Annotated in this window: 14 protein-coding genes and 1 riboswitch; of the genes, 5 read left to right on the forward strand and 9 right to left on the reverse strand. The window is 61.1% G+C overall.

The features are described 5' to 3' along the window. Window positions 1–623 (reverse strand): ABC transporter ATP-binding protein (locus QN219_RS09150; protein WP_283999302.1); only part of this gene is annotated, 623 nt, incomplete at its 3' end. 185 nt (window positions 624–808) lie between these two features. On the opposite strand from QN219_RS09150, the gene QN219_RS09155 reads away from it, so the two are divergent. Both QN219_RS09155 and QN219_RS09160 read left to right on the forward strand, forming a co-directional pair. Then, window positions 809–1,612 carry a LuxR C-terminal-related transcriptional regulator gene (locus tag QN219_RS09155; protein ID WP_283999304.1) on the forward strand — a complete coding sequence of 268 codons (804 nt, stop codon included), beginning with the start codon at window positions 809–811 and terminating at the stop codon, window positions 1,610–1,612. A gap of 203 nt (window positions 1,613–1,815) precedes the next feature. After that, the gene (locus QN219_RS09160) at window positions 1,816–3,093 is read left to right on the forward strand and encodes a low temperature requirement protein A (RefSeq protein ID WP_283999305.1); all 1,278 of its coding nucleotides are present in this window, start codon (window positions 1,816–1,818) and stop codon (window positions 3,091–3,093) included. A gap of 120 nt (window positions 3,094–3,213) precedes the next feature. On the opposite strand, the gene QN219_RS09165 is transcribed toward QN219_RS09160, so the two are convergent. The 8 genes from QN219_RS09165 to QN219_RS09200 all read right to left on the reverse strand — a co-directional run bounded on the left by QN219_RS09165 (window position 3,214) and on the right by QN219_RS09200 (window position 12,514). Beyond that, window positions 3,214–5,439, reverse strand: a complete 2,226-nt coding sequence (locus QN219_RS09165; protein ID WP_283999306.1) for a TonB-dependent siderophore receptor — start codon at window positions 5,437–5,439, stop codon at window positions 3,214–3,216. 188 nt (window positions 5,440–5,627) lie between these two features. Next, the gene (locus tag QN219_RS09170) at window positions 5,628–6,512 is read right to left on the reverse strand and encodes an AraC family transcriptional regulator (protein WP_283999307.1); all 885 of its coding nucleotides are present in this window, start codon (window positions 6,510–6,512) and stop codon (window positions 5,628–5,630) included. Window positions 6,513–6,710: 198 nt separating this feature from the next. Then, window positions 6,711–7,184, reverse strand: a complete 474-nt coding sequence (locus QN219_RS09175) for a 6,7-dimethyl-8-ribityllumazine synthase (RefSeq protein ID WP_283999308.1) — start codon at window positions 7,182–7,184, stop codon at window positions 6,711–6,713. Window positions 7,185–7,274: 90 nt separating this feature from the next. Next, window positions 7,275–7,448: riboswitch (FMN riboswitch) on the reverse strand. 122 nt (window positions 7,449–7,570) lie between these two features. Further along, window positions 7,571–8,632, reverse strand: a complete 1,062-nt coding sequence (locus tag QN219_RS09180; protein ID WP_283999309.1) for an ABC transporter ATP-binding protein — start codon at window positions 8,630–8,632, stop codon at window positions 7,571–7,573. A gap of 4 nt (window positions 8,633–8,636) precedes the next feature. After that, complete coding sequence (locus QN219_RS09185; protein WP_283999310.1) at window positions 8,637–9,425, reverse strand: ABC transporter permease; 789 nt, start codon at window positions 9,423–9,425, stop codon at window positions 8,637–8,639. Then, window positions 9,422–10,303, reverse strand: coding sequence for an ABC transporter permease subunit (locus tag QN219_RS09190; protein ID WP_136510237.1), 882 nt, complete (start codon window positions 10,301–10,303; stop codon window positions 9,422–9,424). The genes QN219_RS09185 and QN219_RS09190 overlap by 4 nt, the downstream gene beginning before the upstream one ends. A 71-nt stretch (window positions 10,304–10,374) precedes the next feature. Beyond that, window positions 10,375–11,478, reverse strand: a complete 1,104-nt coding sequence (locus QN219_RS09195; RefSeq protein ID WP_136510236.1) for an ABC transporter substrate-binding protein — start codon at window positions 11,476–11,478, stop codon at window positions 10,375–10,377. Between the two features lie 178 nt (window positions 11,479–11,656). After that, window positions 11,657–12,514, reverse strand: a complete 858-nt coding sequence (locus QN219_RS09200; protein ID WP_405052120.1) for a MurR/RpiR family transcriptional regulator — start codon at window positions 12,512–12,514, stop codon at window positions 11,657–11,659. 195 nt (window positions 12,515–12,709) lie between these two features. On the opposite strand from QN219_RS09200, the gene QN219_RS09205 reads away from it, so the two are divergent. The 3 genes from QN219_RS09205 (at window position 12,710) to QN219_RS09215 (ending at window position 15,447) form a co-directional block, all read left to right on the forward strand. Next, entirely contained in the window at window positions 12,710–13,483 is a 774-nt protein-coding gene (locus QN219_RS09205) for an N-formylglutamate amidohydrolase (protein WP_283999502.1), read from the forward strand. Between the two features lie 132 nt (window positions 13,484–13,615). Beyond that, window positions 13,616–14,125, forward strand: coding sequence for a TRAP transporter small permease subunit (locus tag QN219_RS09210; protein WP_283999314.1), 510 nt, complete (start codon window positions 13,616–13,618; stop codon window positions 14,123–14,125). After that, complete coding sequence (locus QN219_RS09215) at window positions 14,122–15,447, forward strand: TRAP transporter large permease subunit (protein WP_283999316.1); 1,326 nt, start codon at window positions 14,122–14,124, stop codon at window positions 15,445–15,447. Before QN219_RS09210 ends, QN219_RS09215 begins: the two co-directional genes overlap by 4 nt. Window positions 15,448–15,499 lie beyond the last annotated feature (52 nt).

A 15,499-nucleotide genomic window follows, 5' to 3' on the forward strand; every position in this document is an offset into this window, starting at 1 on the left:
CTCAGTGACAACGCCTCTTCCTGGTCGTGGGTGACGAGGACGAATGTGATGCCGAGTTCGCGTTGCAGGCTCTGGAGCTCGATCTGCATCGCGGTGCGAAGCTTCTTGTCGAGAGCGGCAAGCGGTTCGTCGAGGAGCAGCACCTTCGGCTTGTTGACGATGGCGCGGGCGAGCGCCACGCGCTGCTGTTGGCCGCCGGACATTTCGTGGATGCGGCGCTTGCCGAAGCCGCCGAGACGGACCATCTCCAGCGCCTCCTTCGCTCGACGGGCAATTTCGGCGGCGGGGATGCGCGGGCGCGTCTGCTTCAAGCCGTAGGCGACGTTCTGTTCGACATCGAGGTGCGGGAACAGCGCATATTGCTGGAACACCATGTTGACCGGCCGCCGATAGGCAGGCACGCCGTTCATCGGCTGACCGCCGATAAAGACCGTGCCCTCGCTCGGTTGCTCGAAGCCGCCGATCATGCGCAGGCAGGTGGTCTTGCCGCAGCCGGAAGGGCCGAGCAGGGCCACGAAGGCGCCCTTTGGCACTGCGAGGTTGATGTCCGATACGGCCGTGACGCTGCCATAGCGTTTGGCGACCGAACGGAATTCGATGTCGTTCGTCGAAGCGGATGTCACGTCTGTTCCCTGCGGTTATCTTTGGAGATCGTTTGCGGTTCTTACGCCGCTTCTCCCGCCGCTATTACCGAGCAGCCTAGTCAAAGGCGGCCGCGCTGGTATATACCCCAAGAGAGGTATTTCAACCCGGATTGCCCTGTGGAAGGAGTATACCCCGAAGCGGGAAAATCGGCCGGGAGCGCGATTTGAGTATCGACCTCGATGGACTTTTTCAGGCACTCGTACCCTTGATCGACGGTATGCCGATGGACGATGAGGCTGTCGGCGGCGCATTTCGCCGGCTGATGTCGACGTTGATGAATTTCGACTATGTCGTCGTCTTCGCCTATCGCGGCAAGGAGCGCCCGATCGATCTCTACAGCACCTTCGACGCGAAGGACCATGTCCTCTTCGTCAGCCTCTATCAGGCCGGGCCCTATCTGCTCGATCCCTTCTATCATGCCGCATGCGCACCGAAGCCCGGCGTCTGGCGGATGAGGGAGCTTGCGCCCGATCGGTTCTTCTCCAGCGAATACTATCGGACCTACTACGTTCAGACGGGGCTCGCGGAAGAGGTCGGCTTCTTTGTGCCGATCAGCGACCAGATCACCGTCGTTCTCTCGCTGATGCGGCGCGAGGCGACCGGCACCTTCAGCGCGGCGGAATTCGCGCTTCTCAAGAAGGCCGAGCCGCTGGTGGCGGCGCTGGTGCGCCACCACTGGGCCGAGCTCGGTCGCCGCTTCGACGCGGCGCTGGCGAAAACGGGACGGAGCCGCCGCAAGGCGGCGCACCCGCCCGCCGACGGCGTCTGGCAACATCTGAACCTGACGGAAAGGGAGGCGGCGATCGTCGAGTTGGTGCTCCAGGGGCACTCGTCGGAATCGATCGGCCTCAAGCTCGGCATCTCGACCGGCACGGTCAAGGTTCACCGACGCAACGTCTATCGCAAGCTCGGCATCTCCTCGCAGACCCAGCTTCTTTCGCTCTACATCAAGAATCTCGGCCATTGAGGCGTCACGCGCGTTTCGACGCCATTTCAAAGGTGCGGCCTTGACTGGCTTCCGATGAATAATTGAGGATTGTCACATTCCCTTCTGCATGTCTCCTCGAATCGGAGCCGATTTAAGGAGGAAACCTGCAGCAATTCAAAGTGCTACAGCGAACTTTGTGCGTCTGAAAGACGCGCGGCGCCGTAGAAAAGCCGGAGCGTTCGATGTCCGAGATCCCGCCGTCCAAGCCGCATTCGATTGCCCATCATGTCGCCAGGATGAGCGGGCGGGATCCGCACGAGGGGCATCGCGCCGCGACGCCGCTGGAGCTGCTCTTCGACCTGACATTCGTCATCGCTTTCAGCCTTGCTGCCGCGCAGCTCGCCCACCTGCTGGCCGAGGGACATTTCAAAGCCGGTCTGATCGGCTTCGGCTTCGCGAGCTTCGCGATCTGCTGGGCCTGGGTGAATTTCTCCTGGTTCGCTTCCGCCTATGACACCGACGATTGGGCATTTCGCTGCGTCACCATGGTGCAGATGGCCGGCGTCCTCATTCTCGCCATCGGGCTGCCGCCGATGTTCGAGTCGATCGACAAGGGAGAATATCTCGACAATCGCATCATGGTGCTAGGCTATGTCGTGATGCGCGTCGCCATGGTGTTTCAGTGGCTCAGGGCGGCGCGACAGGATCCGCACCGCCGCAAGGCCTGCACCACCTACGCCACAGCGGTCTCCATCGCCCAGATTGGCTGGATCGTGCTGATCTTCATCGATTTCTCCCTGCTGGTGACGCTTGCCTTCGTGGTCGTGCTGACCGCGGTAGAAATGGCCGGGCCAGTGATCGCGGAGTCGCGGCAGGGCGGAACGCCCTGGCATGCGCACCATATCGCCGAGCGCTACGGCCTGCTCGCCATCATCGCGCTCGGCGAAGGGGTGGTCGGAACGGTCGCCTCGGTCACGGCGGTGGTCGAGGGGCGGGGATGGAACCTTGACGTGGCGCTTGTCTGCATCGCCGGGACGGGGCTAACCTTCGGGATGTGGTGGATCTATTTCACGCTCCCGAGCGCGGAAATCCTTCACAAGTTCCGGAAGCGCGCCGTTGTATGGGGCTACGGGCATATGCTGATCTTCGCTGCGATCGTGGCGACGGGCGCCGGGCTGCACGTCGCTGCCTACTATATCGAGCACAAGGCGCATATCTCGTCCGTCGCGACGGTGTTGACCGTTGCCGTTCCCGTCGCGATCTACATAGGCTTGATCTACGCCATGTACGTCTATCTGGTCAGGGCGATGGAGCGTCGCCACATCTGGCAGTTCTGCGCCACGGTCCTCGTGCTGGCCGCGTCCGTTGGTGCGGCGATGGCGGGAATCGACATGGCGGTCTGCCTTATCATCCTGATGTTCGCGCCGGTCATCACCGTCATCGGTTACGAACGCGCCGGCCATCGCCACAAGGCGCGGGCACTCGAACGCGCGCTCGGTGGCGGGCAGAGCGCGCATTGAGGCCTTGCTTGGGCACGAAATTGTTGAGTCGCATCAAGGCTTTGCGTGAGGCGCCTGACGATCCGTTTCAAGCGCTTCACGAGGTGATTCAATTCGCTCCGGCGTTGTGGGCATAGCCGCTCACCACGTCTTGCTGAGCTTCAGCGTGAAGGTCCGGCTTTCGCCGTAGCCGCAGGTCAAGAGTCCCTGGCATCCCTTGACATATTCCTTGTCGAAGAGGTTGGCGACGTTGAGGGAGGCCGCCCAGTCGTTCCTCTCGTAGCGGATCGCGGCATCGACGAGCGTCGCCGCCGGGACTTTCTTCGTGTTCTCGACGTCAGCCCAGGACTCGCCCTGGCGGCGCACGCCTGCGCCGAGGCTCACGCCTTCGAACGCGCCACTGGTCACCGTGTAGTCGAGCCACAGGGCAGCCTGCGTTTCGGGTATGAGATAGGGCGACTTGCCGAGCAGCGACGGGTTGGTGTCTTCCGTGATCTCGAGATCGGTATAGCTGAAAGCGGAAATGACCTTCCAGTTCTCATCAAGATTGATCTTGCCTTCAAGCTCGACCCCGCGGGAGCGCACCTCGCCGAGTTGGCTCGAGAGCCCAAGGATGGGCTCCGTCACCTGGACGTTCTGCTTGGTTATCTCGAAGATTGAGGCGGTGAACAATCCGTCGATAAACGTCGGCTCGTATTTGATTCCCGCTTCATATTGGTAGCCTTCTTCGGGCTTCAGGGGCACCAAAGTCGTGACCGCAGGATCAGGGTTCGAGTCGCGTGAGCCCACGAGAGGGTTGAAGAAGGTCGCGACGCTTACATAGGGCGTGAAGCCGTTGTCGAACTCGTAAGCGAGGCCGGCGCGGCCGCTGAGCGCGCCGTCATCATATCCGAAGTTGGAAGCTCCGGCCCAGGCCGTAGCGCCGTTCTTGAGGTCGGTATCGACATAGTCGTAGCGCCCATTGAGCGTTACGAGCCAACCGTCGCCGAAGCGCACCTGATCCTGGGCATAGATGCCGATCTGCTGCTGTGTGAAAATCTGGTTGACATAGACCGCCGTCGGCCCTTGGGGCACACCATAGACCGGATCGGTGGGGCTGATCGGCGTAGCGCCTCCCGACGCCCCGATGTGGTCGAGGCGGTAGTATTTGTAATCGAGCCCGGCGAGGAAGGTGTGATTCGTGGCGCCGAGATCGAAATCCCTCTCCGCCCGGTTGTCGATCGAGAAGCTGTCGACCTTCGACGTCGCCTCGAAGCCGATGCGGTTCAGAAGGTAGTCCGGACCGATGGGCTCGACATTGCCAAAGCCAGGGCCGACATAGCCGTAGGGGTATGGGTACCGCTCGTGCTTGTGCAGATGGGCGAAACGCGCGTTCTGGGTAAAGGTCCAGCCATTGTCGAAATCGTGCTTGAACTCATAGCCGAGCATCTGTTGGGCGTAGGTTCCCTCGTCGATATCGGGTTCGCCGAAATAGGCATCACGGTCGATCTTGCCGAAGGGGGCGTCGACCACCGTTGCGACATAGGGCAGGAAGCCGTTGCCGACATGGATCTGGTCGAGCCCTTGCAGCAGGCCGAATACCGTCAGGCTAGTCGCGTCGTCTGGGGCATAGGTCACTTGCGGCAGGATGAAACCCCGCAGGTCTTCGGAGAAATCCGAGTAGTTGTCGCCGCCGGCGATCTTGCCGGTCAGACGGTAGCGAACGGTTCCGTCTTCGGTCAGCCGGTCGTTGACATCGAAGCCGGTGAAGGCGTTGCCATCACTGTTGATGCCAACTTCCGTGTAGTAGAGCGGCTCGTCAAGCGGCCGCTTGCTGATCAGATTGATGATGCCGCCCGGATTGGCGCCGCCATAGAGCACGGAGGCCGGTCCCTTCAGCACCTCGATCCGCTCCAGCATGAAGGGGTCGATCTGGAAGTTGCCGAAGGCGTAGCTGAAGAGGGAGAGGCCGTCGAGAAAAACGCCGGTCTGCGCCGCGTCGAAGCCGCGGATATAGAACCAGTCCGTATCGGCGTCGACGCCGAAGGGCGCGGCCATGACGCCGGGCGTATAGCGCAAGGCTTCATCGACCTTGTTGACGACGGCCCGATCGTCCAGCTCCTCGCGACCGACGACGGAGACCGACTGGGGGATTTCGCTCAGCGGCGTGGCGGTCTTCGACCCCGTTGCGGTTGCCTTGGCCACGTAGCCGTCAACAGGGCCGGTGGCGCTGCCGTTCGCCGGTGTTCCGCCTTCGACCACCAGTCTTTCAAGCTCGGTGGCGCTGCCGTCCTGAGCCTGCGCCGCTCCGGCGATCAGCACTGCGGCAAATGCCGCCCCGCCTGCCAATAGGTCTTTCAAACGCGCCCCGCTGCCATTGCTTTGCATCGCACTTCTGCCCCGAAATCAGCCGTCCGGCGCTCCATCCCCGGAGAACGCGGCACAGCCGGTCTTCACCTTGATAAGATGAGCGTTTATCTCAAGTATATCGGGCGGGGCTTGTCCGGACCCGGGAAAATTGAACGATCCTGCGCAAATCTCCGCACCGCACACGGACAATACAGGGACAATCTTCGTCAGGAGAGACGGCTCTTTTTCCAGAGCGCCGGCGTCGTGCCGACCGTCTTGCGGAACACGCGGGTGAAGTGTGCCTGATCGGCAAAACCTGTTTCCGCCGCCACTGTGGTCAGCGATGCGTTGTTCTCAAGCAGCATCTCTTTTGCGCGCTTGATCCGGGTATTTGTCTGCCATTGGTGCGGCGCCATCCCTGTCGACGCCTTGAAGGCATGGCTGAAATGCGATTGCGACAAGCCGGTGAGATTCGCCAACTCTTCAAGCCGGACGTTGCGGGCGACGTTTTCGCCGATGTAGTCGATCGCGCGGCGCAGTTGCCAGGCCGCCAACTGGCTGCGTTTGCGACGGGCGCTCCGGTTGATTTTCATCAGGTCGATGAACAGCGCCAGCGTCAGCCCGTCGCCGTAGAGGTCGTGCAGCGGTTGCGGATTGAGGCATTCGGCGGCGATCAGCTCGGCAAGCTGCAGAAAACGAGGGTCCTGAAACATCAGCCGAGGCGTCTCGACCGCGCTGGGGTCGAGATCTTCCATCAGACGGCGGCTGAGCACATCGACATCGAAATGCAGGTCGAGATGCCGCAGGTACTGGATATCGACGACATCGGTCCAGAGCTCCACGCCGGCCGGTATGTAGGAGAGGGCCTGCCGATGATAGTTCTGGACGGTGCTTCTGCCGTTAGAGGCTAGCTTGACGCGGCAATTGCCTCCGCCCCTGGCGTCGAGCACGATGAACATACGCGGATCTTCCGCGACGTAATATCCGCCGGCGTGAGGAACGCACTCGACATCCCACACGTCGGCGACAACGCCGTTCCAATGACGCCGGTGCAGCCCGCCTATGACAGAGAAACCGCTGATCTTGTTTTGCATGCGCGGTTGAAATGTCATCGTCGCATTCCCGTTCGCGGGTAGGTCGGCCCGGCGTAGTGCCTAATCTTTCATTTTGTAGTCAAGTTTCCATACTGTAGGAGGTCGGGGTTTTCAATCGCGCCGATCGCGTTGCATCGCTCCGATTCAACGAAACATGCAGCAGGGGCACGACCGACGCCGGTCGTGCCCCTCGTTAAGACCGCAAATGTCGCGCCGTCAGGCGCCGATCAGTGCCAGCTTGGCGCGGGCGTCCAGGATCTGTGCGCAGGCATTGGCGGCCTCTTCGCCCTTGACGATGAAATGGTCGCGGAAGAAGGCGATCAGGGGTTCGCTTTCCTGGAAGTTGTGCGGGGTGAGCACGGCGGAAAGGACCGGCACGTCGGTGTCGAGCTGCACCCGCATCATGCCGTCAAGCACGGTACCGGCGACGAAGTCGTGGCGGTAGATGCCGCCGTTCACCACGAAGGCCGTACCGAGGATCGCCGAATAGCGCCCGGTCCTCGCGAGCTTCTGCGCGTGAAGCGGGATTTCGAGAGCCCCCGGCACGTCGAAGATCTCGACGTCGGCCGCATTGCCGCCGAGTTTCGTCCACTGCGCGACGAAAGCGTCGACGCACTGATCGACGATGTCGGCATGCCAGCGGGCGCGGACGACTGCAATTCTGGCGGAGGGTTGGGAAAGAACGGTCATGGTCTCAAGCCTTTCAGGGTTTGGCGTTTTTCCAATGATCCCGTCGGGCGAACATGCACGCGCGGAGAGCCCGGATGGGACTCCGCTCCTGCTTGCTCTCTTCCATCCGGACTGTAACCGTCGGCTCCGGAATTCGACCGGATCTGCTGACCTCCGAACACCTTCGTGCGTCCAATTGGACGCACGGCTTCCGAAGCGCTCGCGGGCTTCGATCGGATGATCGCTACCGCCGGTGGGGAATTGCGCCCCGCCCTGAGAACGCTTGCGACTATATAGATCGACCGGTGGCGGTCAAACGCGCGCAACGACGCGGAAGTGAAAAAACGCGACAGATTTTTCCAAAGCAGGCGCGTTGCCGGACAATTCTTTCCGGCAATCAGCGGCCCCTATTCACGGATGACGAGCAGGTCCTTGGCGGCGAAGCGCAGGGTGACGTTTTCACCCGAGACCGGCAGCGTGAGGCCGGGATCGTTGAACGTGTCGAAGGAGATGATGTCGCTGCCGACACGCAGTTTTGTCCGGATGACCGAGCCAAGGAAGCTCGTGGAGACGACTTCGCCGATAAGCGCGGTATCGCCCCTGGCGCCCTCGGCAATCGAGCCCGCTTCCGGGCGCAGTGCAAGCGAGATGCTGTCGCCGCCCTTCAGGCCAGCGATCGACTCCCTCAGCGAAATCCTCTGGCCGCCAATGGTGACTGCGCCGGCGGAGGGGTCCGCGACCTTTCCCTCGATGATGTTCAACGTACCGACAAAAGACGCGACGAAACGGGTTGCCGGCGTGTTGTAGATCTCGAAGGGTGTGCCGATCTGGTCGGCGTGGCCGGCGTTCATGACGACGATGCGGTCCGATATCGACAGCGCCTCCTCCTGGTCGTGCGTCACGAAGACGGTGGTAATGCCGAGCTGCTGCTGGATCTGCCGGATCTCTTCGCGCAGCGACACGCGGATTTTCGCGTCGAGGGCGGAGAGGGGCTCGTCGAGCAGCAGCACTTGCGGCTTGACCGCAAGCGCGCGGGCAAGCGCCACGCGTTGCTGCTGGCCGCCGGATAATTGATAGGGGAAGCGGTCCGCCAGGTGCTCGAGCTTGATGAGCCCGAGCATCTGCTTCACCCGTTGATCAATTTCCGTTTTGGAAGCGCCCGCGACCTTGAGGCCGAAGGCGACGTTGTCGTGCACGTTCATGTTCGGGAATAGCGCATAGGCCTGAAACACCATGCCGATATTGCGCTGGTTCGGCTTCAATGAGCCCTGGTTCTTGCCGTCGATGATGACGGAGCCGTCCGACGGGCTCTCGAACCCGGCAATCATCCGCAGGATCGTGGTCTTGCCGCAGCCGGAGGGTCCGAGAAAGGAAACGAACTCGCCCTTGTCGATGCCCATGTTGAAGTTGTGCACGACCTGAACCGGGCCGAAGGACTTCTGGATGTTGGTCAGTGTCAGGAATGCCATGTGATCAAGCCTTGGCCGGAGCGGATTTCTGGAAACGGGAGACGAGCTGGATCAGACCCATGCTGAGCCAGGTGATGGCAAACGCGATAACGGCGAGCGCCGAGGGCTCGTAGGCCTTGTTAGCCCCGACGAGCTGCAGGTAGGGGCCGAAGGCGGGCCGATTGAGCAGCGCGGCCATGGTGAATTCACCCATCACGATCGCGAAGGTGATGAAGGAGCCGGACAGCACGCCGCTCATCACGTTCGGGAAGATGCAGCGGAAGAGGATCGTCGGCCATTTGGCGCCAAGGCTCTCGGCCGCTTCCGTCAGTGTCCTGACGTCGATCGCCCGCATGGCTGTATCGACCGCGCGATACATGTAGGGGAGCGATAGCGTCATGTAGGAAAACATCAACAGCGCGTTCGTTCCGGAGGTCGAGCCGGTCAGCGGCAGCATCGATGAGGAGTTGTAGAGACGCAGGTAGCCGAAGACGATGACGATCGCCGGGATGACGAGCGGCAGCAGCGTGATGAATTCGACGACCGGTCGCACCTGCGGCAGGCGCAGCCGCACCCAGTAGGCGGTCGGCACGACGAGCAACATCCCGAAGATGATGGTCAGGAGCGCCATCATCATCGAATAGCCGAAGGTTTCGCGGAACTGGATGTCGGCGAAGACCGACTGGTAGGCGTCGAAGGAATATTCGCCGCGGCGCATGCGCAGCGAGAATTCCAGGGTGCCGAGCAGCGGAATAATGAAATAGCTCGCTCCGATAGCGATGGCGATCCAGGCGCCGAGGCGTTGTGCTTTCATTTTTGCCACCGTTCGGCGCGCATCCGCAGCCAGATGTAGAGAATGTTGGAGATGCCGGTGATGACGATCATGCCGAGCGCCAGCGCATAGCCAAGATTGGGGTTGTGCAGCACGTCGCCGCGGATCTGCGCATAGAGCAGGATCGGCACTATGTTGAGCGAACTGCCGGTAAGCGCGTAGGCCGTGGCGATTGCGCCAAAAGCGTTGGCGAAAAGCAGGAGTGTCGTGCCGAGCAGGCTCGGCCAGAGGATCGGCAGCGCCACCATGCGCCAGTATTGCCAGGTCGAGGCGCCGAGGATCTCGGATGCCTCGCGCCATTCCTTCTTCATGCCGTCGAGCGCCGGGGTCAGGATCAGCACCATCAGCGGGATCTGGAAATACATGTAGGTGATGGTGAGGCCGAAGAAGCTCAGCAGGTTGAAGCCGGTCGAATAGAGATTGAAACCGAACCAGTCGCGCAGGAAAACCGTCACGAGGCCGGTGCGGCCAAGGGTTGCGAGAAACGCGAAGGCCAGCGGCACGCCGGCGAAATTCGAAGCGACGCCGGAGAAGGTGAGGAGGCCGGAGCGGACCCAGGTCGGCACGCCGCCGAGCACGATCGCCCAGGCAAGGAAGAAACCGATCAGCGCGCCGCCGAGCGAGGAGGCGACCGAGACCCGGATCGAGATCCAATAGGCAGAGAGAATCGAAGGCGTGAAGAGATCGGCGATGTTCTTGAAAGTGAGCTCGCCCTCGGGCGTCAGAAAGGCGCCGGTCACGAGATAGAGCGTCGGGACGATCAGGAACATCAGCGCGAAAATCATGAACGGCGCGATGCCGAGCCAATCGATAATCGCCCGTTTGCTGATCAGGGGTGCTGCGGCTGTTGTTGTCGTCATCGCGTTTCGGCTGTCCCGGCGTCAAAGGAAGCCTCCCCGCCGCGCGTGCGGAGGGGAGGCCGATCTTGCGGTTACTGTACGTTGGCGCCGACGACGCTATCCCACTTGGTGGTGATTGCCGTCTTTCCGGCTTCCTGCTCTTCAAGCGTCGGGAAGACAGCCTTCTCATAGGCTGCTGCCGGCGGCAGCTTGTCGAGCATTTCCTGCGGGATCTTGCCGTTCTTGGCGAGATCGTTGAAGCGGATCGGGTGGCAATAGCCCTTCAGCCAGCCGAGCTGGCCCTCGTCCGAATAGAGGTATTCCATCCAGAGCTTCGCTGCGTTCGGATGCGGAGCGAAGGCCGAGATTGCCTGGACGTAGACGCCGGCGACGACGCCCGAAGCCGGAACCACGACTTCGACCGGCGGGTTGCCGTTCAGGCTGTCGCGCCAGGAGAGACCGTTATAGTCCCAGGCGATGATGATCGGGGTCGAGCCTTGCGCCAGCGAGGCGGACTTGCCGATGACCGGAACGAAGTTGCCGGCCTTGTTGACCTCGGCGAAGAAGGCGAGACCAGCTTCGCCGGCCTTGGCAGCATCTTTTTCACCGGCAGCGAGACCGGCTGCATAGACGGCCTGCACGGCCTGGTTGGACGCGCGCGGATCGCCGGCGAGCGCGACCGCGTTCGCATAGTCCGACTTCTTGAGGTCGGCCCAGTCCTTCGGCACGTCCTTGACGATGTCGGTGTTCACCACGAACGACAGAACGCCGTAATAATCGCCATACCAGTAACCGTCGGCGTCCTTGGCGCTGTCCGGGATCGTGTCCCAGGTCGAGACCTTGTAGGGCTGGATCAGGCCTTCGGCCTTCGCCGACGGACCGAAGGAGAGACCGACGTCGATCACGTCGGGTGCCTGCGGGCCGGTGTTGCCCTTGTTGGCCTTGATCGCTTCGATTTCGTCACCCGAACCGGCGTCCGGGTTCAGTTCGTTGACTTCGATGCCGTACTTGGCCTTGAAGCCGGCAATGACGTCGCCGTAACCGCACCAGGTGTGCGGGAGCGCGATCGTGGTCAGCGTGCCTTCCTTCTTGGCGGCGGCGATAAGCTCCTCGCTCGGCTCGGCGACGGCGATCGCCGACGTTGCGAGCAGCATGGCGGTGGAAAGCGAGAGCAGGCGTTGAGTCTTTGAAATCACTGACGTTCTCCTTATGTGCTTTCGTTCGTTGTAATTTCGGCGATGCTGTTAATGAGACGCGATGAAACCTGTGTGACACGCTCTGTCCCGTTCGCGCCATGCGTGTCGGTCACTGGACGGCGGTCGCCTCGATTTGCACCGCAGCCGTTAGCTTGGTCCATAAACAGCCGGTTCCTCCCTAGACCGGCCTGCGAAAGATGCGCGTCGAATCGAACAGGCCTTCAAGCATCTTCATCCGGTCCCGTGTGTCGTCCCAGTTCATGTTCTGCACGGCCTCGATCAGCGCCTCGACGAGAAAGAGCAGCATCACCGAACTATCCCAGGCCGAGGGTGCTTCGATCTGCACGCGAAAGACCTTGGAAGAGGACTTGGCGACCGGCGAACCCCACTGGTCGGTGAAGAGAACGATTTCGACGCCCCGATCACGGGCGAAGCGGGCAAGCGTTTCCATCTCCTGTTCGTACCGGCGGATATCGAACAGGATCAGAACGTCGCCCTGCTTCATGTCCAAGACGTAGTGCGGCCAGGAGCTCGGGTTGGCGGCGATCTGCGTCACGCCGGTGCGGATGACCTGGAGATGGGTGAAGAAGTAGTCCGCCATCGAGCGGGTGATACGCCCGCCGGCAAGATAGATATTGCGCTTGCTATCGGCGATCAGGGTGGCGGTTTGGTCGAATTCGCGCGGTTCTATCTGGGACAGCGTCTGGCGCATGTTTCCCATGACCGCGTCGGCGAACCGGTTCAGCGTGTGCGTGCCGGGGGCGCTGGCGGCCCAGCGATCATGCTTGGCGATCGGATTGGAAATCGTCGCCTCGAGCTCCTGGTGCAGCCTTGACTGAAAGTCCGGAAATCCGCGGAAACCCAGCTTCTGGACCATGCGCGCCACGGTTGGCGTCGAAACGCCGGCGTTCTCGGCGACCGTAGTGATCGAACCGAGCCCGGAGACTGGATAGTTGTCGAGGAGTGTCTCCGCCAATCGCTTCTCGGCGCGCGTCAGCGCCGCGAAATGTGCGTTGATCACATCCGACACCGTCATGGATGCCGCTTTGCTGCTCAATGTCGTGCCCCTGAACTGGTCTGTGCCAGCTTGTGACGAATTAAACATCGCTGTCACAATCGGAGTCAATCTGCTTTTTGAAGAGATCGTTTCAGATTTTCGTTGACACTCTCTGATTCGTGAAGAATTCTTTTCATCAAGATCGTCTGACGAGGCAATTTGGGGGTGCCGGTTTTGACGGGACTTTTGACGCAGGCAGAGGGCGATCCGGTCGCCATCGACAATGCCGACGGGAAGGGAGAGTTTCTCTTCGTCTGCGAGCACGCGTCGCGCCGCCTGCCGGAGCGCCTGGGGACGCTCGGCCTTTCAAAAGAAGCACTGGAGAGCCACATCGCCTGGGACCCCGGCGCGCTGACGGTCGCCAGGCATCTTGCCGAGAGGCTCGATGGCGCGCTCATCCATCAACGCTTTTCTCGCCTTGCCTATGACTGCAACCGGCCGCCCGAGTCCGACGCGGCGATGCCGGCGGTCAGCGAAATTTACGAGGTGCCGGGCAACAAGGCGATGTCGGCTGCCGAACGTCAGGCAAGGGTGCAGGAAATTTACCTGCCGTTTCGTGATGCCGTGGGGCGGTTCGTGTCCGAGCGCAAGGCCGCCGGGCGGCGCCTCATCCTTGTCACCATGCACAGTTTCACGCCCGTTTATTTCGGCAACCCGCGCGCCGTCGAAATCGGCATCCTGCACGATGCCGACAGCCGGCTTGCCGACCGCATGCTTGAGATCGCGACTGATGGGGAGGTCGCCTACGATATCCGCCGGAACGAGCCCTATGGACCGGCGGATGGTGTCACCCACAGTCTGGTGGAGTACGGCGTGCGAAACGGACTGCCGAACGTGATGATCGAGATCAGAAACGATCTCATTCGCGACGAGATTAGCCAGAGGGTCATGGCTGATTATCTGGAGGGGCTCCTCGCAAAGAGCGCGGCCGCCCTTCCAGCACGATAAGAAGACCCTGGGGAGCGGCAAAGCCGCGGTGGTGATCATGAACAGGAGCAAGACAGCCAATGCTTGGATCGGCAGCAAGGGGAGGCGCGTTTCCTCGGCCGGATAACCCACACCCTCGGCAGGGGCGCCACCATGCCTGAATATTTGAAGACATATGTCCGCGTCGTCGATGGGTTCAATCGACACGTCGGCAGAGCGACCATGTATCTTATCTTCGCGATGATGGGCATCCTGCTCTATTCATCGGTATCGAAAGCATGGCTCCTACCCTCGCTCTGGACGCTCGAAATGGCGCAGTTCGTGATGGCCGCCTACTATCTCCTTGGTGGCGCCTATTCGCTGCAACTCAACAGTCATGTGCGCATGGACCTGCTCTATGGACGCTGGACGTTGCGAACGCGTGCGGCCGTCGACGCCGTAACCATCACCATGCTATTCGTCTACTTGGCCTTCCTGCTTTTTGGCGGCGTTTCCAGCACAGCCTATGCGCTGAAATACGGAGAGACGAGCTACTCGAGCTGGGCGCCCTACATGGCTCCCATCAAGATCATCATGACGATCGGCGTCGCGCTCACTCTCCTTCAGGCGACATCCATCTTCATCAAGGACTTGGCTCTGGCGATGGGGAGACCGATCGTATGAGCTATGAACTGATCGCCTTCATGATGTTCTCGTCCATGATGATGACCATGCTTACCGGCCAGCGCGTTTTTGCTGCCATCGGTGTCGTCGGAGTGGTCTCCGCTGCCTTCCTCTGGGGTAATGGCGGCTTCGAAATGGCCTTCGCCGCCTCGATGAAACTGATGAAGTGGTATCCGCTCCTGACGCTGCCGCTCTTCATTTTCATGGGGTACATGCTGTCGGAGTCCGGCATCGCCGAGGATCTCTATAAGATGTTCCATGTCTGGATGGGGGGCTTACGCGGCGGGCTCGCACTCGGCACCATCGGATTGATGGTCATCATTTCGGCTATGAACGGGCTGAGCGTCGCCGGAATGGCGATCGGCGCGACGATCGCGCTGCCCGAGCTTTTGCGCCGCGGCTACGACAAGATCATGGTTTCCGGCGTCATTCAGGCGGGCAGTTCGCTCGGCATTCTGGTTCCGCCGAGCGTCGTGCTTGTGCTCTACGGCATGATTGCACGTCAGCCGGTCGGCCAGCTCTGGCTCGCGGGCGTTTTCCCGGGTTTGCTGCTGGCGTTGCTGTTTTCCATCTACGTGGTCATCCGCTGCAAGATTCAGCCTCATCTGGGACCGGCGTTGCCAAAGGAGGAACGCAACATCCCGCTGGCCGAGAAGCTTAAGCTGCTGCGGGCCGGCATCCTGCCCTTCATGATCTTCTTCCTGATGATGGGCCTTTTCGTCATGGGCGTTACGAGCCTGGTCGAAAGCTCGGCGGTGGGGGCGATTTCGGCGCTTGCCGCTGCGTGGTGGAAGGGTCGCCTGACATGGACCGTGTTCGACAAAACGATCGAGCAGACGCTCGGGATATCCTGCATGTTTATGTGGATCATTCTGGCGGCGCTTTGCTTCGGAGCAGTTTTCGATGGCCTCGGCGCCGTCAAGGCCATCGAATATCTGTTCCTGGAGAAATGGGGTCTGGGCCCCTGGGAAGTGCTGATCCTGATGCAAATTTCCTATTTGATCATGGGCACGTTTCTCGACGATACGGCCATGCTCGTGATTGTTGCGCCGCTCTACATCCCGCTTGTCGGCAGCCTCGGTTTCGACCTCATCTGGTATGGCGTCCTTTATACGATCACTTGCCAGATCGCCTACATGACCCCGCCCTTTGGATACAACCTGTTCCTAATGAGGGCCATGGCGCCGCCCGAGATATCGCTGATCGACATCTACAAGTCCGTGTTCCCCTTTGTTGCGGTGATGATCGTAGGACTAGCGATCGTGACGGCTTTCCCGGAGATCGCGCTTTGGCTTCCGCAGAACGTTTATGTGAGAGGGTGACAGGACAGGCCGGAAGAGACTTCTCCGCACGGCGTTTCGCGGAGACAAAGTA

Source organism: Sinorhizobium sp. 8-89 (assembly GCF_030124325.1).
Lineage (GTDB): Bacteria > Pseudomonadota > Alphaproteobacteria > Rhizobiales > Rhizobiaceae > Sinorhizobium.